Source organism: Paraburkholderia sp. SSBN10T (assembly GCF_056619545.1).
Genome location: NZ_JBWQQI010000008.1, coordinates 97170 through 115978, shown reverse-complemented (window position 1 = coordinate 115978; position 18809 = coordinate 97170). Strand labels below are relative to the sequence as shown.

Here is an 18809-nt window from a genome sequence, read left to right as displayed (position 1 = left end):
GTCACGGTCTGGAATGCGCTTACCGGCGGTTCAAATCCTCTCACCCCGACCAGAGAAATCAAGGCCTTATGGATGCATGTCCATAAGGCCTTTTTCGTTTGGAGCGGATTTTGCCCCCACGTTTGCCCCACACGACGGACGGCTCTCGCGGGAACAGGGCGGAGTTTTCGGTGGGAGAGGGCGTCCTTTCGTGTGGCAAGAGACGTCGACCCACTGCGGGTAAACACCATTTTGTTTTGGTTGCCAGCTTTATTTCTGGAACATAGTATACAAAACACTGTACGCTTTCAAATATTACGCGTATCCGTTTACCTCTGGAGACGTAATGGAACCTCACGTTGTACTTACCCCGGCGCATTGGATCTATCTCTGCGGCATCGTCGCGATTATCTGCACGATGGTTTGCAGGGCGAATGTCGTCGCACCCGCCATCCTGGCAACTTTTGCGACGGTGCTGGCGTATTCAGGGCATGGGTCGACGGCGCTAGAGGCTGTATTTTTCGCGCCACTGACTGCAGCACGAGAGTTGTTCAACATCTTCCTCGTGATTTCATTGATGACGGCCTTGCTCAATGCGCTCAAACGCATCAACGCCGACGTCCGGATGGTCCAGCCGTTCAAGGTCCTGATGATCAACGGCCACGTCGGATATTTCGTGCTCGGCGGGGTGAGCTACGTGTTGGCACTGTTCTTCTGGCCGACGCCCGCCGTCCCGTTGATCGCCGGTATCTTGCTGCCGGCTGCGATCTACGCCGGCGTGCCGCCGCTCGGTGCAGCGATGTGCATTGGCATCGCGGGGTTGGGCACGGCGCTCTCATCCGATTATGTCATCAAGGTCGCGCCCGGCATCAGCGCGAAAGCCGCTGCGGTCGCGATGCCGGCAGTCGCAGATAAGGCGCTGCTGCTTTCCCTGATTACGGGCGGCATTGCCTTTCTGATTGCCTACTTCAGGATTCGTGGACGCATCGTCGCCCCAAGCATCGAAAATCTCGAGCGCTGGGAAGCGATCGAGATCACAGCGAACTCGTCGTCGCAGGTACGCGCGCCGAGCCACGCGCGCATTCGCCGCGACAAGCCTCAGCATGCTTCAGTCGGCGATGGTGGCGGACAGGGCGTCGCTGTAATGCGCTCTTCGACTTCACAGCGCGACTCGCTGACGCCCGCGCAGGACTGGTGGTCACGCTGCTTCGCGATCGTCACGCCAGTGGCCTTCCTCGGCGTCGTCGCCTATATGGTGTTGCCGCACCTGATCCCCGGCTTCCAGGGTGCGAGTGGAAACGCGGCGGCCGCGCTGGTCGGTGGTCTCGCGGCCATGTTGGTGGTGATCGTCGCCGCCGCTCGCGATTACCGTTCCGTGTGCCGAAGTACGGCAGAGCACATCACGGAAGGATTCGTCTTCTCATTTCGCGCGATGAGTTCGGTGTTGCCGATCGCCGGTTTTTTCTTCATCGGCGTCGCGGGAACGGCGGCGCCTATCCTGGGGCTGTCGACAGGTACGGTCGCGCCTGGGCTCCTGGCCGATCTGGTGAAGGCTGGCGAACACATGATTCCGCACGACAAGTTCTTCGTGTCGTTCGGGATCCTGATCTCCGGCATGGTCACGGGCATCGACGGATCGGGATTCGCAGGACTGCCTTTGACCGGGGCGCTATCGGGCGCGTTGGGGCGCGCGGTTGGCCTCGATGTGTCGACGCTAGCCGCAATCGGTCAGATGGGCTCGGTCTGGACCGGGAAGACTTTGACCGCCTGGTCGGCGCTGGCGGCGGTAGCGAGCTTTGCGCGTGTGCCGGTGTTGGAGGCGGTGCGCAATCTGCTCGTGCCGGTGGTGTGCGGCCTTCTGATCTCGACGTTGATTGCGGTTCTGATCTGGTGACGGCAAGCGGGTTCTGACGCTGCGCCTTCGATTTCGAACTACAACTGAACTCGCCGTAAACGAAGAGAGTGCAGAGCGGATCATAAATCAATAAGCTAAACAATAGGTACGACTAATTAATATTCAATGGTCATGAATATGATTGGTAGCAACTGCACCTTGTATTGATGGAAAACACGACAATCTAACGGAGAAAACCCGGATGAAAACACTTGGAAGGTCGATGATCGCGGCAGGTGTCGCATCGGCATTTTGCGCAAGTGCGCACGCGCAATCGAGCGTGACCCTGTATGGGTTGCTCGATGCTGGCCTCACGTTCACGACGAACCAGAAGGGCGGCCAAACCTGGCAGGAAATGAGCGGCATCACGCAGGGGGATCGCTGGGGATTGAAGGGCAACGAAGATCTCGGCGGTGGACTGCATGCGGTGTTTGTGCTGGAGAACGGCTTTTCGATCGCTAACGGCACGTTGGGTCAGGGCGGATTGATGTTCGGGCGCCAGGCGTACGTGGGGCTCAGCAGCGATCAATACGGGACGATCACGCTCGGCCGACAGTACGAAGAAATGGTCGAAAACATCTCGCCGGTCACCACTGATCAATGGAGCGTGCTGTTCGAACACCCCGGCGATAACGACAACACCAACCGCGGCTTCCGCGTGAACAACACGGCCAAGTACACGTCGCCGGTTCTGGCCGGTGCGCAACTGACAGCGATGTATGCGCCGGGCGGCCAGTCGGGATCTATCGCACAGGACAGTGTCTGGAGCCTGGGTGGGCACTACCAGGTCAACGGTTTTTACGCGGGCGCGGCCTATACGCACGTCGATCATCCGGGCGCGCTAGCCACCGGCACGTTCTGGACCACGGCGAACAGCGCCGACGGCAGCTACGCGTTGGCCGCTCATGCGTATGACGTGTTCGGCGTCGGTGCGAGCTACCAGTTCGGGCAGGCGAAGATCGGAGGTGCGTTCACACAATCGACGTTCAAAGGCGGTTTCGAAACGCAGGATGTGACGTTCCGCAACTATGAAATCAACGCGTCGTATCGCTTCACACCGGCCTTTCTGCTGGGCGTGGCATTTGTCTATACCGACGGAAAAGTCGATGCCGGCGACACCCATCCGCGCTATGAGCAGGCGGATCTGTTCCTCGACTACAACTTGTCCAAGCGCACGGACGTATATCTGATGGGCACGGGACAGCGCGCGAGCGGCTCGGCGCGATTCGCACAGGTCAGTCAGTTCCTCACAGCGTCGACGACCGACAAGCAGGCGACGATCGCGCTAGGCATGCGGCACAGGTTCTGACGACGCCCTGCGTGATGGTTTGCCGCGGACGACCGGCGCTCCCGCACGGAGCGTCGGTCGCTGCTGCGTGTTTGTATACTGTATCGGAGTTTTGCGCGCGAACGCGGGCCGTTTGAAGTGAGGAGGCGGCGCCCGTCGTCGGCCAAAGGGAAGGGACGGTTGATGCAGTGCTGTGGCCCCGCGCAAGACATGCTGATCTACGTCTCAGCCTTGCTCAGGTAATACTGCGCGGCGCGCATGACGTGCCGTTCGGCCAGCATGGCGGCCAATGCGCCGTCGCCGGACTGCACCGCGCGCAAGATCGCCGCGTGTTCGTCCCAGGTATGCCGGATCTCTTCATCGCTCGTGGTGAGGAAAAGTCTGCGAGTGCGCTCGCGCAACGAGCGCATCAGATCCGCGAGCATCGAATTGGCGCCTGCCGCATAGAGCAGATCGTGAAAGCGCGAATTGAGTTCCAGGAAACCATCTGCCGGACCTGACTCGATTTGAGTCCGTCCCTGCTCGAGCACCTGCTCGATGCGGGAAATGAGTTCGGGCGTACGGTGTTCGGCGGCGAGGCGCGCATTCAACCCCTCGAGCGTCGCGCGGATCTGGATCATTTCGCGCGCGGCGGCCGGTTCCAGCGACGCAACGACCGCGCCGAGACGCGGTCGTATCTCGACCAGCCCTTCGGCGCCCAATGCTCTTAATGCCTCGCGAACCGGAACGCGCGAGACATTCAGGTCCTCAGCAATCCGACCTTCGACCAGCCGGTAGCCGGGTTCGAGCTGCCCGGACAGAATCATCTCCCGCAGCCGCGACGTGACGAGCTGAGATAGCTGTTGATGCCCGAGCGGGGCGCCCGGAATGCCCTTCGATTCAGGACTCTCGACCGGCGCATCGACGATTTTCATAGGGACACTCAAAGCAGACGCGTACGGATCCTGTGATCTGTACAGCAGTTCCAGCCGACGGGCGCGGCATACAGTCGTCAGTATAATATATCCCCGATGCTATTCACTATGGCTGTAAGCCTAGCTTGACGCCGCGCAAATTGTCTCTGATCCCGCGTAATCATCCGCAGCGAGCGCCGCACGCAACGTGCATCAGTCAATGCTTTCGATGAATTGAAGGATTTCGCGCCCAAGGTATTCTTCGCCCGAGTTGAAATGGGCGACGATCGACGTGTGGTTGTGTCCGCGCATCTGGATGAAGCGGGGAGGGACGCCGCGATGACGGAGCGCTTCCACGAAGCATTGCGCGCCGTATTCGTCCAGATACGGATTTTCGAATTCGGCGACCGCTATCATCAAGGGCACGTTTGAGCGTGCGACATGCGTCAACGCGGAGCGTGCTTCGTACAATCGTTCGTTGTCCCCGAAATAGGCGCGGACCGGATTGGCATTCGGATTGCCCGGACGTACATCGGCGACGAGCCGGGCGCTGATCAACACGAGTCCCGCGACTGTTGGGGCGGGTTGCCGCGCACACAGTGCCGGGTCGAAGAGGCAGGTCGCGGCATGCGCGCCGCCGGCCGAGTGACCGATCAGGAACAGCTTGTCAGGATCGATGCGCCAGTTGTCAGCCTGACGGATCACGAGGTCCAATGCGTCCCTCACATCCTCCGCGCCGCCGGGATAGGGTGCAACATCGGCCAGCCGATATTCGACGTTGATTGCCATCAGGCCTTGAGCCGCGAACCAGTAGCAGACATTGTCGTAAATCTCTCCGTTGACGCTCTTGTTGCCGCGCACGAAGGCCCCGCCATGCACGAACACGACTGCCGCGCGCGGTGCCGATTCGCGCGGATTCTCGTCGAGATCGCGCGGCGTGAAAACGTCGAGGACTTGCCGCGCATGCGGACCGTATGGAATGTCGCGTCGCACGACGACATTGTCCTTGGGCGCCGACGCCACCAGCGGCGTGTAGCAGTCGATCACCAGCTTGCGATGTCCGACGATGTCGCTTCCCCAGCGCGGCCCTATTTCCAGCATCAGACGACGTTCGGCGTCGCTCAGCGAGCCGAGCGGCTCGAGGGTGAGGTTCGAGAGATTCACCATGACACGCTGACGTCCCCGTGGATGAAAGTCTGGCAGGCCATCCGGTAGCCTGCCTCGAAGTCCGCCGCGCTGAGATGGCGCTTTTCCTTTTCCTTCACCGCATCGGTGTGCTCGACGCCTTCTTCAATCCTGCACTTGCAGGTGCCGCAAAGGCCGCCGCCGCATTTGAACGGAATCCCGCCCTGTTCACGGATCGACACGCGCAGCAGATTGCTGTTGACGGGCGCGTCGACTGCCTTGCGATCCTTGTTGATGAACGTAATCCTGACCATGCCAAACCCTGCCGTTTCGAAGTGAATGCTGTTTCTTTTGCCCCGGTCGCAACTAGCGCTGCCTGAGTTCGATCTCGGGCTGTCCGGAACCCAGCAGGACGCCGAGCGCCGCCACAGCCGCGGCGCGGCCGCGATATTTCTCAAGAAACCGGATAGGCATCACGGTGACGGGATATGGAAACCCGGCTTCGTCGGTCACGCGAATTCGGGCGTCTCCCTGCACGACCGCGATCACGAAGGTGGCCAGATGGCGGCCGTAATACAGGTAGTCCCACGCTTCGACCGGGATGAGTTCGCCGATCGGTTCCGTTCGGTACTGACCAGGCTTGCTGGGCAGAATGACGCAGACTTCGCCACCCATTTCGACGCCGTTCATTGCGCGCTCTCCTCGATCTGTTCCAGTTCGACGTCGTGCTCGACCCACAGTTGACACACGAGCCGATACCCCTGCTCGAGCCGCTCGCCGAGCTGCTTCTTTTCCTTCCAGTTAGGCGGAGGCAGGTGTTCTGCGCCGGCTTTGACAAGGCATGCGCATTTCGAGCACTTGCCCATGCCGCATTCGTAGCGCAGATGAGGATAGGGAAACTGCTTTATCCCGGCGCGGACCACGAGGTTGGTGTGCTCCGGCACCTCGTCGCGATGTGTCGAGCCGTTCTTGTGAAATATGACGATGGGCATATAAAACCTGTCTCTCCGACAACACGGGTGCTCAGCCACCCTAAACAAAAACGATTGTATCGATTTCATAGAACATTGTATACTTAAAACTGTTTTAGAGGATGCGGTGGGCAAGGAAGGCTGCCAAGTTGTTGAGAAGCGGTCTTTCACAAGTCTTTCTGGCCGATTGACATCAATAACGGTATACAATATTCTGAAATTGATCTAATCTAGGCGTATCGAGGGTCAAAGGTGCCCATCGAGTCGTTTCCACCCGAATCAGGAGCAAAAAATGGCTGAGTTGATGAACCGTGACGATTTCCGCAAAGCGCTCGAAGAAGCGATCAAGGGCAAGAGCGCCAATAAGGCGCCGTTCAGCATTGCATGGGCGAGCGGCAAGCTGAGCCGCGCCCATCTGGCGCGCTGGGCTGAAAACCACTACCACTATGTCGGCCCGTTTGCCGACTACCTTGCCTATATGTATGCGCGCATGCCCGATCATCTGACGGACGCAAAGGACTTCCTGCTCGCCAACATGTACGAAGAAGAAATCGGCGGTGACCGGCATACCGATCTGCTGATCCGTTTCGCCGAAGCGTGCGGCACCACGCGTGAGCGCGTGGTCGATCCCGACAACATGTCGCCGACGACGCGCGGTCTGCAGGCGTGGTGCTATTCGGTCGCGATGCGTGAAGACCCGATAGTCGCGGTCGCGGCGCTGGTGGTTGGACTTGAATCTCAGGTGCCGTCGATCTATCGCAAGCAGACGCCGACCCTGCGCGAGAAATATCAATTTAGCGACGAGGAAGTCGAGTTCTTCGATCTGCACATCGTCTCGGACGAAATCCACGGCGAACGGGGCTATCAGATCGTCCTCGAACAGGCGAACACGCCCGAGTTGCAGCAGCGTTGCCTGAAGATCTGTGAAATCGGCGCGCAGATGCGCCTGCTTTACACGACGGCGCTCTACTACGACTACGTGCAGAGCGAGCTTCCTCTGCCCGAACTCGGGCTCGCCGCCTGAGCGGATGTCTGCTGCGGACGGCCCCTGGCCGTTCGCCAATTTGTTGTGCAAACGCGTATCAGACGTTATTTGGGCTGAGGTATTGTCATGAGCCAGTCGGCGACAGAATTCAAGAATCTGATTGGGGGCGAATGGATTGCCAGCGTCAGCGGGCAGACCTTTGCGAACATCAATCCGGCAGACACACGGGACGTGGTCGGCCATTTCCAGGCGTCGGAAGCCGCCGATGCACGCGCGGCCGTCCACGCCGCATCTGAAGCCTTTCCGATGTGGCGCCGGACCTCCGTGAGCCAGCGCGCCAAGATCGTCAACAAAGCGGCCGCGTGGCTCGAAGCCCATGCGGATGAATTCGCCATCGAGTTGACGCGCGAGGAAGGCAAGCCCCTCGCGCAGAGCCGGGACGAGATTCTGCGTTCGGCACAGGTGCTGCGCTTCTATGCAACCGAGGCGCAGACCTTCACCGGCGAAACCTTTCCGAGCGACGATCCGGATCAAGCCGTCTACACGCAGCGCGAACCGCTTGGCGTGGTGACGGTCATCACGCCGTGGAATTTCCCGATCTCGATCCCCGCACGCAAGATCGCGCCGGCACTGATGGCCGGCAACACGGTCGTCTTCAAGCCGTCATCGGATGCGCCGTTGATTGGCTACCGGCTCGCAGAAGCATTCGCTCAAGGGGGCGTTCCATCTGGGGTACTGAATTTCATTACCGGAAAATCCAGCTCGATCGGTTCCGTGATCACCACGTCTGCTGCGGTTCGCGCCGTCACCTTCACGGGCTCGACACCGGCCGGCGAATATATCCACAAGTCGGTGCCGATCACGACCCGCACCCAGATGGAACTCGGCGGCAAGAATCCGCTGATCGTGATGGACGATGCCGACCTGGACAAAGCCGTCGATCTGACGATCAGAGGCGGCTTGTCGCTTGCCGGCCAGGCCTGCACGGGTACGAGCCGGGTGCTGGTGATGGAGTCGATCCGGGAGGCCTTCACCGAGAAGCTGGTGGGCCGCATCAAGACGCTCAAGATCGGCAGCGGTATGACGCCCGGCATGGATATGGGGCCGCTCGCCACGAGGCAACAGCTTGAAACTGTCCTCATGTACGTCGAAGCGGGCAAACAGCAGGCGACGCATCTGATCGGCGGCGAACGTCTCACCGGACTGGAATACGAACACGGCTACTACATCACGCCGGCCGTCTTCACGGATGTCACCCAGGAGATGCGAATCTGCCGTGAGGAAATTTTTGGTCCGGTGATCGCGATTGTCTCGGTGACGGGCTATGAAGACGCGATCGCGAAGGCCAACGACACCGAATACGGTCTGGCCGCAGCGATTGCGACATCGAATCCGCGCTACATGCATCGCTTTGCCGAGGACATCGAAGCCGGCACCGTCAAGATCAATCGCACCACAACGGGCAACGTGATCAATGCGCCATTTGGCGGACTGAAGCGCTCGAGCACGTCGACCTTCCGCGAGTCCGGACGCGCCGGGCTCGAATTCTTCACGCAGATCAAGACGGTATATCGCGGCATCTGAGGTGCGTCACGCATGTCGCACCACGACTATCGAAACAAGAGATGACGAATTTCATGAAAACTATCCTCCGACTCGAACTATCCGAAGCGCGCGACATGGTGCGCGCCGCGCTCGAACGGGCGCAGCAGATCGGCGTCCCGGAATCCGTGTGTATCGTCGATGAAGGCGGCTTTCCGATCGTCCTTGAACGGATGGACGAAGGGCGCATCACCGGCCCGCAGATCGCATGGAACAAGGCCTTCACGGCCGCAGGTCACAAGCGTTCGACCCATCTGTTCACCAAGGCGCCGAATGGTCCGGCGCTGCCGGGCAATGAAGCGTTCGGTATCCAGCTCAGCTTCGAAGGCCGATTTGCGGCATTCGTCGGCGGTTTTCCGATCGTCGTAGATGGACGGGTGATTGGCGGCGTGGGCCTGAGTGGCGGCAATGGCGACCAGGACACGCAGTGCGGACTGGCCGCGTTGCAGGCGCTTCAGGAACGTTTGCGAGCGGCGGGCCATACGGTGCTGGTCGAAGCGGACATCAAGAAATAAGCCGTCTGCGCCCGTTCCCGTTGAGTCGTTGAATCACTGGGTTGAGCGTTGTACCGTATTCGAGGCAGATATGGATTTTCAGATCAGAGTGCACGAGACCGGAGCACATTTCGACGTACAGGGTGAAGAATCGCTGCTGGACGGCGCGTTGCGCGCGGGCGTCCGGATTCCTCATGATTGCATGTTGGGCGGCTGCGGGACCTGCCGCGTTCGCGTGCTGGAAGGGCAGCTCGACTACGACGAGTTTCCGATGGCGCTTGCGCCTGAAGAGGCCGCAGCGGGTTTCGCGCTTGCCTGCCAGGCGAAGCCGAAAAGCGATCTGGTGATCGGCAACGCGGATACTTCGACGGAGGTGCCCAAGCCGGTACGCGTGGTAGCGAAGGTGGTCGAGGTGAAAGGCTTTAGCCGCGATGTCACGCATCTCAGTCTGCGCATTCCCGGCGACGAGCCGGCGCGCTTTCGCCCTGGCCAATACGTGAACATCATCCTGGACGACGGTACGCGGCGCAGCTTTTCGATGGCATCGGTGACGCGCTCGACAACACTCGATTTTCACGTTCGACGCATTCCCGGGGGCTATTTCACGGATGGCGCCGTGTCGGCATTGCGGCCGGGGCAGTCTCTCGAAGTCGAGTTTCCGCTGGGCGGTTTCCGCTACCACCACGAGGACTACCGTCCGATCCTGATGGTGGCAACGGGAACCGGACTCGCGCCGTTCAAGGCGATGCTCGAATCGTTGATGGACGATCCGGACTGTCCACCCGTTTCGTTATATTGGGGCGGCAGGACTCAGGCGGATCTCTACCTTCACGATCAGATTCCCGCATGGGGCAAGCGGCTCTACGAATTCCGTTACGTTCCGGTCCTGTCGCGCGCCGGCAGCGGTTGGGACGGACGGCGTGGCTACGTTCAGGATGCCGTCTGTAGCGACTTTGTAGACCTTGCGGAATGCTCGATCTATCTGTGCGGGTCGCCGCAGATGATCAGTAGCGCGAAGCACGCGTTTATCTCCAGAGGCGCCAGCATTGATCATCTTTACGCCGACGGCTTCACGTTCCAGCACGTCACGGCCTGACCGGTTCGCGCCCGCCTCGACGGGTGTGGACGCAATCACTTCAACCGCAAGCACACGAGACTTCTCTTCATGATTCACTTGACCGACAGCCAGATCGACAAGCTGATCGACATCACCGACGCGATTCCGGTGCTGGACCAGGCTTTCAAGGATCTGGCCGGTGGCAACGCGGCAGTTCAAAAGCGCGTGCGCACCGAAGCGAACGGCGTCAAGCTGTCCACGCTCGGCGCGGTGCTGCCGTCGCAAGGCGTGACGGGTGCGAAGGTCTACTCGACTGTCGCAGGCCAGTTCAATTTTTCGATCGTTCTTTTCTCCACGCACGACGGCAGCCTGCTCGCAACATTCGACGCGAACGCGATCACGCGTATCCGCACGGCGGCCACAACGGTGCTTGCAGTCCGTGCACTCGCGAGAAAGAACGCGACGACCGTCGCGATCTTCGGAACAGGCATTCAGGCGCAGGCGCATGCACGTGCGCTGGCAGGGTCGAGCGGATTGACGCGATTCCGGATCGTCGGGATAGAAAAAACAGATGAACTGGCGCAGAGCCTGAACCGGGAATTTTCGAGTCGTGGCGTCGATGCCAAGGTATGCGAATCAACTGATGCCGTGCGTGACGCAGACGTCATCGTGACAGCAACGCGGGCGACAGGGCCGCTGTTCGACGGCCATTCCGTTTCCCCGGGTGCGCTGGTCGCTGCCATTGGTTCGAGTCTTCCGCATACGCGGGAGCTCGATGACGCACTCGTCGCAAGAGCATCGCGTATCGTTGTCGAGCTGAGAGAGCAGGCGCGAGAAGAGGCGGGCGATCTGGTCCAGGTCAACGCAGGCGTCTTCGACTGGGCCGACACCATCGAACTCGGCGACATTCTCGCCGGCAAAGAAAGCGGTCGTACGCATGTCGACGACATCGTGCTCTATAAGGCGGTCGGGATCGGCCTGCAGGACATTGCGCTGGCTGGTTTGGCGTGGACGAAGTACACAGCGCAACCGGCCTCGCATCCGGGGAGTCTACGCTGATGATGAACCGGTCGCAGCCCGCGCACGTGGGTAGCCAGGGTCGAGAGATACATGCCCGAAGCTTCCGGCAATCGCTCCTTGCGATGCTCGGCCTCTCGTGCATCGTCATGATGGTTGCGATCGATCAAACCGTGGTCGGCACTGCGTTGCCGACGATCGTCGCGGAACTGAAGGGCTTCGATCTGTATGCGTGGGTCGCGACGTCCTATCTGGTGACGTCGGTGATCACCGTGCCGATCTTCGGTCGACTAGGCGACTGGTACGGGCGCAAGCCTTTGGTGGTCGCCGCGATCGTGGTGTTTACGGTGGCGTCGGTGTTATGCGGCGCCGCCGGCAACATGACCGCACTGGTCGCCTTCAGGGCGTTGCAGGGCGTGGGTGGCGGAATGCTGGTCGGGACCGCTTTTGCATCGATCCCCGATCTGTTTCCCGATCCCGTCGTCCGGTTGCGGTGGCAGGTGCTGTTCTCCAGCGCCTTCGGCATCGCCAACGCCATCGGCCCGTCGCTGGGCGGCATTCTGAGCCAGCACTACGGCTGGCGGTCGGTTTTCTTCGTGAATCTCCCAGTGGGCGTCGTGAGCCTGTATCTCGCGGCGGCGCATCTGCCGCATATCCGCCATATGCATCTCGAAAGGACGAAGCTGGACTGGCGAGGCGCGCTTTACCTGGCCGTCACGCTGTATGCGCTACAACTGCTGGTGGAAGCGCTAGGACGTGGCGACATCGAACTGCGCGCGGTGACGTATGCAATCGCCGTCATCGGCGGCCTGGCGCTGCTGATTCGCGAGGAACGGCGTGCAGCAAATCCGATCGTGCCACCCGCGCTGGTGCGCGAAAGAGGGCTGGTGATCTTGCTGCTGCTGTCGGCGGCGATGGGCGTCGCGCTGTTTTCGTTGCTCTTTTATGTGCCACTGCTGCTGCAAGGTGGAAACGGCGTCAGCGCCGCACAGGCCGGCATTGCGGTGACGCCGCTGGTGGTGTGCATTACGGTCGGCACGATTACCAACAGCCGCTTCGTGACCCGCCTCAAACGACCCAACACGCTGCTCTATCTCGGGTATGCGTTGCTGGTCCTGTCGTGTGCCGGCGTTGGCTCGACGCACGCCACCGTAGAAGACCCGGCCTTCGTACTTGCGATGATCGCGGGTGGCGTGGGTATCGGTTTCATCATGCCGAATCTGACCGTGTTCGCGCAGCAGGTCGCCGGCAAGCGGCAACTGGGCATTGCGACTGCGATGATCCAGTCCGCACGCATGATCGGCGGCATGCTGGGCACTGCGCTCGTCGGAACGACGGTGCGCGTGAGCTATCACGCGAGTCTTTCGGCCATGCTGGCCAGCCACACGGGTGGGGCGTCGGCGGCGTGGATCGCCCAGTTGCAAAACCCCCAGGTGCTGATGAATGCTGGGACTACTGCTCATTTTGCGTCGATCCCGGGCCGATCCAGCGCCGATGCCGATGCGCTATTGGCTCTCGCGCGTCTCGCGCTGACCCACGCGTTGCACGTCGCCTTTTTTGCCGTAGCTTGCGGCATGCTGCTCGCGTGTGTGGGTGTCGTGCTGGTGCCGATCATTCGACTGGTCGCGCCGGCGGCCGAGACACAACATCTGTCAGTGCCGGAATAGGGCGCTTCCGCGCTGATCACTTCAGCCGGAAGACCGAAACCGCGTCGCGCAACAGATTCGCCTGAGTGTCGAGCGAGGCGGCTGCGGCCGCTGCCTCCTCGACCAGCGCCGCGTTCTGCTGCGAGACCTGATCCATCTGCGACACGGCAAGGCCCACCTGCTCGATGCCGTCGCGCTGCTCGTCGGACGCGTTCGCGATCTCCCGCATGATCGTCGCGACACGTGTGATCGAGTCGCTGATCTCCTGCATCGTCTCGCCCGCGACGTTGACGAGTTGCGAGCCCGACGCCACACGCTCGACCGAAGCGTCGATCAGCGTCTTGATCTCCTTCGCGGCCGTGCCGGCGCGCTGCGCGAGTGAACGCACCTCGGACGCGACCACGGCGAACCCGCGGCCATGGTCGCCGGCGCGGGCGGCTTCCACGGCGGCGTTGAGCGCAAGGATGTTGGTCTGGAACGCGATGCCTTCGATCACGCCCGTGATCTCGGCGATCTTTTGCGAGCTGCGGTCGATTTCCGTCATCGTATGCACGACGTCGCCCACGACCTGCGAGCCGCGGGCGGTCACGCTATGCGCAGATTCGGTCAGCGTTTGCGCGGTGCGCGCGTTGTCCGCATTTTGCCGGACTGTCGCGGTGAGCTGCTCCATGCTCGCCGCCGTTTCCTGCAGCGACGCCGCCTGCTCCTCGGTGCGCTGCGAGAGGTCGTTGTTGCCGGCAGCGATCTGCCGCGTAGTGGCGGCAATGGAATCGGAGCTGCGAGTGACTTGCCGCACCGTCTGTTCGAGGCCACCCTGCATCTGTTCGAGTCCCTCGACGAGCTGTCCCATTTCGTCGCTCGTGCGCGCCTTCAGCGGCACGGTCAAATCGCCTTGCGCAATGCGCTGGAGCGCCGAGAGCAGGCCGGCGAGCGGCACCGCGATCGAGCGGCGCAAGCCGTACGCGCAGCCCACGCACACGACCAGTCCGAGCGCGATCAACACCACGCCCGCAAGGCGCAGCCGTGCATTGAAACGCTGCGCGGCGGCGAACGCCTGCTTGCCGTGCTCGGTCTGCCAGTGGTCGAGTGCGTCGGTGCTGGTCGAGAGCACAAGCGAGAGCGGCGACATCGTCTTCGTTGCGATGCGGTCCGCAGTCTCGCGATCGCCTTGTTTGAGTGCCGCGGCCAACGGCACGATCCCACGCTGTACCAGTGCCGAGCGCGCTTCGTCCACATGGTCTGCGAGCACCTGTTCCTCGGACGCAAGCTTGATGCTTCGGTAGGTGTGCCACGCGCGATCGGAGTCCGAAAGATGGCCGAGCGCCTTCGCGATGGCCACCGGCAGATCCGGCGCCTCAGGGTGCATCAGGGCGCGATCCAGGACCACGCGCGCGATCTCCAGGTCCAGATTGGCTTGCCCCACGGCAATCGATGCCGCCAACTGGTTCGAGTAGGCGTAATCCAGCGCATCGTTCGAACGCTTCATGCCGAGCTGCCCGAGCGCGCCGACCATGATGATCAGCAGGCCCAGCACGGCCATCGTGGCCAAAAGTCGGCCGGAAATGGAGAGACGAGAAAACATGTTGCCCCCGATCGTTATGCTTGTTCTGGAAAGATTTCTGATGCGTGTCGCGCCCCCGCGCTCGCGCCTTGAACGGCGGAATCTTCGCTATCTGCGCAAATCAATGATGCTCAGCCACGGCGCAACCCGTCAGTTCATTCATCGCGACATCCAGCGCAGCTTTTGCCTCTTCGACCCGGAATGCCTCCGGCAATGCCACACCGTTCTTGACCGCCGTCACCTCGGCGAGTATCGACACCGCGATTTCCGGTGGCGTGCGGCTGCCGATATAAATACCCGCAGGCCCGCGCAACCGGGCAACTTCGTCTTTGCGAAGATCGCAATGCGTTGCGAGCCGCTCGCGTCTCGCGGCATTGTTGCGGCGGGAACCCAGCGCGCCGACGTAGAACGCGGGCGTTCTGAGCGCTTCCATCAGCGCGAGGTCGTCGAGCTTCGGATCGTGCGTGAGCGCAATCACGGCGCAGCGCTCGTCGAGTTTCATGTCCAGCACGGTGTCGTCCGGCATCGTGCGCACGAGCGTCGTGCCCGGCACATGCCATACGTCGGTGTATTCCTCGCGCGGATCGCAGACGCTCACCTGATAGTCGAGCCCGAGCGCGATCTGGCAAAGATACTTCGAGAGTTGTCCGGCGCCGATCACGAGCATCCGGTAACGCGGACCGTGAACGGTCAGGAGCCGGCGCCCGTCGAAATCGACGCCGTCGGTCGAGTGCGCCGGCATGAGCCGCGCCGCGCCGCTCTTCATGTCGAGCGAGCGCGCGACGAGCTGCCCGGCAACCACCCGGCGGCACAAATCGTCGATGCCGCTCGCGCGCGTCAGCGGTTCGAGCACCAGCTCGATCGTGCCGCCGCACGGCAAGCCGAAGCGGTGCGCCTCGTCGGCGGAGATGCCGTATTTGAGGGCTTCCGGGCGCGTCTGCTCGATGCCGAGCCGACGCACGCGGTCGACCAGGTCGTCCTCGATGCAGCCGCCGGATACCGAGCCGACCACCGAGCCGTCCTCGCAGATCGCCAGCATGGCCCCTTCGGGCCGCGGCGACGAACCCCACGTCCTGACTACGGTGACGAGCAGCACGCGACGGCCGCTTTCGATCCAGCGAACGCTCGCCTTCAGCACTTCGAGATTGACGCTATCCATGAAAATATCGAGTGGTTGCCTGACCATAACCCGGGCTTCGGAAAAAACCCGTTAGTGTCGCGACAGCGCCGAGCGCAAGGACATTTCTCGTGCTGCTTCCGGCGTGATGGTTCTGTTGAGCATGAAGCAGGCGACACCGGCCGCCAGCAACGGCAACGCACCGAGAAGAAAGATCGTTCCGATCGGCGTTCCGATGGCGATCAGGACACCGGCGAGCAGCGGGCCGACGATGGCGCCGATGCGCGCCACCGCGAAGGAGGCGCCGGTCGCGGTCGAGCGGATGAAGGTCGGATAGATCATGCTCGAAATGGCATTGAGGCCGATATTCCCACCCAGGACCAGCAGACCCGAGACCAGCGCCATCACCATGGTGAGAGCGGCGCCGGTACCGACGGCCAGCCCGATGGCCGCCACCGGAATGGCGCCGAGGATCATCGTCAACGTCATCACCCGTACACCCTTCCTGTCGATCATCCAGCCGAAGAACCAACTAAAGCCGGCACCGAGTTGGAACAGGGCCTGGCTGCGGGCCGCATTGGCGAAGCCGATTTCGTCGGTCAGCAGCGTCGTCATCCACTGCGACAGGAAGAAGTGGGTGACGAAGGAAAAGCCAAGCGCGAGCCACAGGAAGGCGGTCATGGCCGAACGGCCCTCGGTGAAGAGGTGCCGCACCGGCACACCCGTGCGCGCCTGCTCCTGGATGATGAAGCGCGTGTCGTCCGCAAATTGCGCGCTAGGTTTCAGCTTGCGGGCATAGGCCAGGATGCGCTCGCTGGTGGGGTTGCGCAGGCTCAGGTAGCGGATCGATTCAGGCAGTCCGGCGAACAGGATGATGAGCGCCACCACGGCGCCGGCGCCACCGAGATAGAAGACCGAGCGCCAGCCGTATGCCGGGATGATCTCCGCCGCGAGAAGGCCGCCGCCGGACGAGCCGGCGGTGTAGCCGAGATAGAGGAGGGTAATGATCAACCCCCGCTTACCCGAGCGGGCATAGTCCGTGATCAGCGAGACCGCCATCGGCATGCCGCCGCCGATGCCGAGCGCGGCGCAAAAGCGCAGGATCGACAGTTCGACCAGATTGTGGGCGAACGGCACGGCGAAAGTGAAGCCGCCGAACAGCGCGGTCGCCAGCAGGATGGCACGCCGCCGGCCGATGCGGTCGGCCAGCATGGCGAAGACGACCGAACCCGCCATCCAGCCGACGATGCTGATGTTAAACACGGGCGTCATCAGGGCCCGGTTGATGCCCCATTCCCTGATGATGCCGGGGGCGGCGTAATTCAAAGCCTGATTGTCGAAGCCGTCCGCCAGCATGACGAGGGCGCACAGAACGAAGAGGGTCACGGTGAACCAGCTTCGTTCCTGCGTCTCGACGATCTGGGCGATATCGACGGTATTCTTTTGAGTCATGTCGGTCTCCGGATGCCTAGGCTCCTGGGGTTGTTCACATTCGACTGGCGCGTTGGCGCTCACTCGCTGTGGCTGCCCGAGGCATCGCGTACTGGCGTTTCCGGCTTCACGCCGCCGCGCCGGTTGGCCCAGGTCCGCTCGCCCGTCTCGCGCCAGCCGCCGGAGGTAGCCGCTTCTGCATACTCATCCCAGCGCTTGTCCCAGTCGCCCAGGTGATAGCCATGCCATGGCGGCTGCGGTGTGAGGACGGGGAGTCCCAGCTCTTCCCAGATCTTGCGTGCCGCGCTCATGTACTGCTCCTTCGGCAGGGCCAGCGGCGGCATCGCGTGCTTCAGCGTCGCGTCGATCAGCAGCGTACTTTCGAGCGGCGCGCGACCGGACTTGGGGCCGTGACCGCTGGCGCGATAGGGCGTCACATGCAGGTCATGGGTGAAGTCGGCCCGATAGGCCAGCGACCAGAAGATCGCATCGGCATTTTCCGGGTTGATATCCTCGGAGACCGCGATGACCAGCTTGCCGCACTGCGCCTGGAGCGTCGCGGCCCCTTGCAGGCCGCGCCAGACCTCCGCCTGCGGCGTGCCGCGCGCAAACTGGAGGAAGATCACCTTGCGCAGGTTGGTCAGCGGCTCGTGCATCACCACCCGCTCGATGCCGCGCACGCCCATCACCTTGCGCAGATGCTCGAGGTACAAGGGCTCATACGCCACTTTCTTCAGCACGGAGCTTTCGCTGGGCGTGACCTGGCTGATGATCGAGACGAAGACGGGCTTCTTCTTCATCGTGATCGCGGTGACGTGCATGGACATGTTGTAGTCTTCGAGCGCGATGTGGCCGTGGCTTTCGCCGAACGGGCCTTCGGGCTCCAGCGCATCGGTGTCGATCAGGCCTTCGATCACGATCTCGGCATCGGCGGGAACGACGAGATTGATGGTTTTACAGCGCACCACCTCGACCGGCGCGCGCATCAGGCCGCCGGCGACAGCCATCTCGTCCTGGTCGATCTGGAGCTTCTGCGGCCCGGTGAACAGCACGGCGGGCGCGCAGCCCAGCACGATGGCACACGGCATCTGCTGGCCCTTGGCCCGATATTTCTCCCAGTGGAGATAACCTCCGGCTCCCGACAGGCGGCTCGCCATGCGCACACCCAGCCGGTTCTCCGACTTCAGCGCGGCGCGGTAGGTGCCCATGTTCTGGACACCGCTCTCGGGATCTTTGGTCACGCAGAGCGTCGCGGTCAGATAGGGCGCCGCGTCGAAGCCGGGCGTGGAAACCGGCACCGGCAGGCGCGACAAGCCTTTTTCCTGCAGCGCCGCGCCGCTGATCACCACCTCCTGGCAGGGCGCCTGCGCCACCATGACGGGTGGAACCGGCTCGGCGATCGCCTCCGTCCAGGCCTTGCCGATCTGCTCGACCGGCAAGCCCAGGCCGGTGGCGTAGATCTCCGGCGAGGCGGCAAGCCCGCCGATCAGCACCGGGATGTCATAAGTCTGGCCGTCGCCGTCGACCACGTTGGTGAACAGGAACGCGCGGCGCTGATCTTCGTGCAGCCCGCCCTGGAACTGCCAGCGCGCCAGCGGGTGCAGCTCCGTATCCTTGTTGATCGGCCGCTCGATGCGGGTCAGCAGCCCCTTGGCTTCCAGCCGGGCGATGTGTTCCTGCAAGTCGCGCGGGGCGCCGTCGGCTGCCGTTCGCGAGAGATTCTGAGGCGATGAGGACATTCCGTCTCCT

Annotated in this window: 17 protein-coding genes; 8 read left to right on the top strand and 9 right to left on the bottom strand. The window is 62.1% G+C overall.

All coding sequences use genetic code 11. The features are described 5' to 3' along the window. Positions 1-325: 325 nt before the first annotated feature. Together AC1ECK_RS14860 and AC1ECK_RS14855 are read left to right on the top strand one after the other, a co-directional pair. Positions 326-1873, top strand: a complete 1548-nt coding sequence (locus AC1ECK_RS14860; protein ID WP_480320332.1) for a hypothetical protein — start codon at positions 326-328, stop codon at positions 1871-1873. Positions 1874-2075: 202 nt separating this feature from the next. Further along, the gene (locus AC1ECK_RS14855) at positions 2076-3182 is read left to right on the top strand and encodes a porin (RefSeq protein WP_480320330.1); all 1107 of its coding nucleotides are present in this window, start codon (positions 2076-2078) and stop codon (positions 3180-3182) included. A gap of 197 nt (positions 3183-3379) precedes the next feature. Here AC1ECK_RS14855 and AC1ECK_RS14850 read toward each other — a convergent pair whose 3' ends face one another. The 5 genes from AC1ECK_RS14850 to AC1ECK_RS14830 all read right to left on the bottom strand — a co-directional run bounded on the left by AC1ECK_RS14850 (position 3380) and on the right by AC1ECK_RS14830 (position 6171). After that, complete coding sequence (locus AC1ECK_RS14850; protein ID WP_480320328.1) at positions 3380-4075, bottom strand: GntR family transcriptional regulator; 696 nt, start codon at positions 4073-4075, stop codon at positions 3380-3382. Positions 4076-4267: 192 nt separating this feature from the next. Further along, complete coding sequence (locus AC1ECK_RS14845) at positions 4268-5221, bottom strand: alpha/beta hydrolase (RefSeq protein WP_480320326.1); 954 nt, start codon at positions 5219-5221, stop codon at positions 4268-4270. Next, positions 5215-5493, bottom strand: coding sequence for a 2Fe-2S iron-sulfur cluster-binding protein (locus tag AC1ECK_RS14840; RefSeq protein ID WP_480320324.1), 279 nt, complete (start codon positions 5491-5493; stop codon positions 5215-5217). The genes AC1ECK_RS14845 and AC1ECK_RS14840 overlap by 7 nt, the downstream gene beginning before the upstream one ends. A gap of 52 nt (positions 5494-5545) precedes the next feature. Further along, complete coding sequence (locus AC1ECK_RS14835) at positions 5546-5869, bottom strand: hypothetical protein (RefSeq protein ID WP_480320323.1); 324 nt, start codon at positions 5867-5869, stop codon at positions 5546-5548. Then, entirely contained in the window at positions 5866-6171 is a 306-nt protein-coding gene (locus tag AC1ECK_RS14830; protein WP_480320321.1) for a 2Fe-2S iron-sulfur cluster-binding protein, read from the bottom strand. Before AC1ECK_RS14830 ends, AC1ECK_RS14835 begins: the two co-directional genes overlap by 4 nt. A 271-nt stretch (positions 6172-6442) precedes the next feature. Here AC1ECK_RS14830 and AC1ECK_RS14825 point away from each other — a divergent pair, with 271 nt between their 5' ends. The 6 genes from AC1ECK_RS14825 to AC1ECK_RS14800 all read left to right on the top strand — a co-directional run bounded on the left by AC1ECK_RS14825 (position 6443) and on the right by AC1ECK_RS14800 (position 12972). Further along, positions 6443-7174: an iron-containing redox enzyme family protein gene (locus tag AC1ECK_RS14825; RefSeq protein WP_480320319.1), complete on the top strand. Its 732-nt coding sequence runs from the start codon at positions 6443-6445 to the stop codon at positions 7172-7174. Positions 7175-7261: 87 nt separating this feature from the next. Next, positions 7262-8719 carry an aldehyde dehydrogenase family protein gene (locus AC1ECK_RS14820; RefSeq protein WP_480320317.1) on the top strand — a complete coding sequence of 486 codons (1458 nt, stop codon included), beginning with the start codon at positions 7262-7264 and terminating at the stop codon, positions 8717-8719. A 53-nt stretch (positions 8720-8772) separates the two neighbouring features. Then, complete coding sequence (locus tag AC1ECK_RS14815; RefSeq protein WP_480320315.1) at positions 8773-9252, top strand: GlcG/HbpS family heme-binding protein; 480 nt, start codon at positions 8773-8775, stop codon at positions 9250-9252. Positions 9253-9322: 70 nt separating this feature from the next. Next, entirely contained in the window at positions 9323-10327 is a 1005-nt protein-coding gene (locus AC1ECK_RS14810; RefSeq protein WP_480320313.1) for a 2Fe-2S iron-sulfur cluster-binding protein, read from the top strand. Between the two features lie 69 nt (positions 10328-10396). Continuing rightward, on the top strand, positions 10397-11347 hold the full coding sequence (locus AC1ECK_RS14805; RefSeq protein WP_480320311.1) for an ornithine cyclodeaminase family protein: 951 nt from the start codon (positions 10397-10399) through the stop codon (positions 11345-11347). A 2-nt stretch (positions 11348-11349) separates the two neighbouring features. Continuing rightward, entirely contained in the window at positions 11350-12972 is a 1623-nt protein-coding gene (locus tag AC1ECK_RS14800; RefSeq protein ID WP_480320634.1) for an MFS transporter, read from the top strand. A gap of 16 nt (positions 12973-12988) precedes the next feature. Here the strand turns inward: AC1ECK_RS14800 and AC1ECK_RS14795 are convergent, their stop codons facing one another. The 4 genes from AC1ECK_RS14795 to AC1ECK_RS14780 form a co-directional block, all read right to left on the bottom strand. Further along, entirely contained in the window at positions 12989-14533 is a 1545-nt protein-coding gene (locus AC1ECK_RS14795; protein WP_480320310.1) for a methyl-accepting chemotaxis protein, read from the bottom strand. A gap of 100 nt (positions 14534-14633) precedes the next feature. Next, the gene (locus AC1ECK_RS14790) at positions 14634-15671 is read right to left on the bottom strand and encodes an XdhC family protein (protein WP_480320308.1); all 1038 of its coding nucleotides are present in this window, start codon (positions 15669-15671) and stop codon (positions 14634-14636) included. A 51-nt stretch (positions 15672-15722) separates the two neighbouring features. Further along, positions 15723-17081 carry an MFS transporter gene (locus AC1ECK_RS14785; RefSeq protein ID WP_480320306.1) on the bottom strand — a complete coding sequence of 453 codons (1359 nt, stop codon included), beginning with the start codon at positions 17079-17081 and terminating at the stop codon, positions 15723-15725. A 59-nt stretch (positions 17082-17140) separates the two neighbouring features. Beyond that, entirely contained in the window at positions 17141-18799 is a 1659-nt protein-coding gene (locus AC1ECK_RS14780) for a UbiD family decarboxylase (RefSeq protein ID WP_480320304.1), read from the bottom strand. Between the last annotated feature and the right edge of the window lie 10 nt (positions 18800-18809).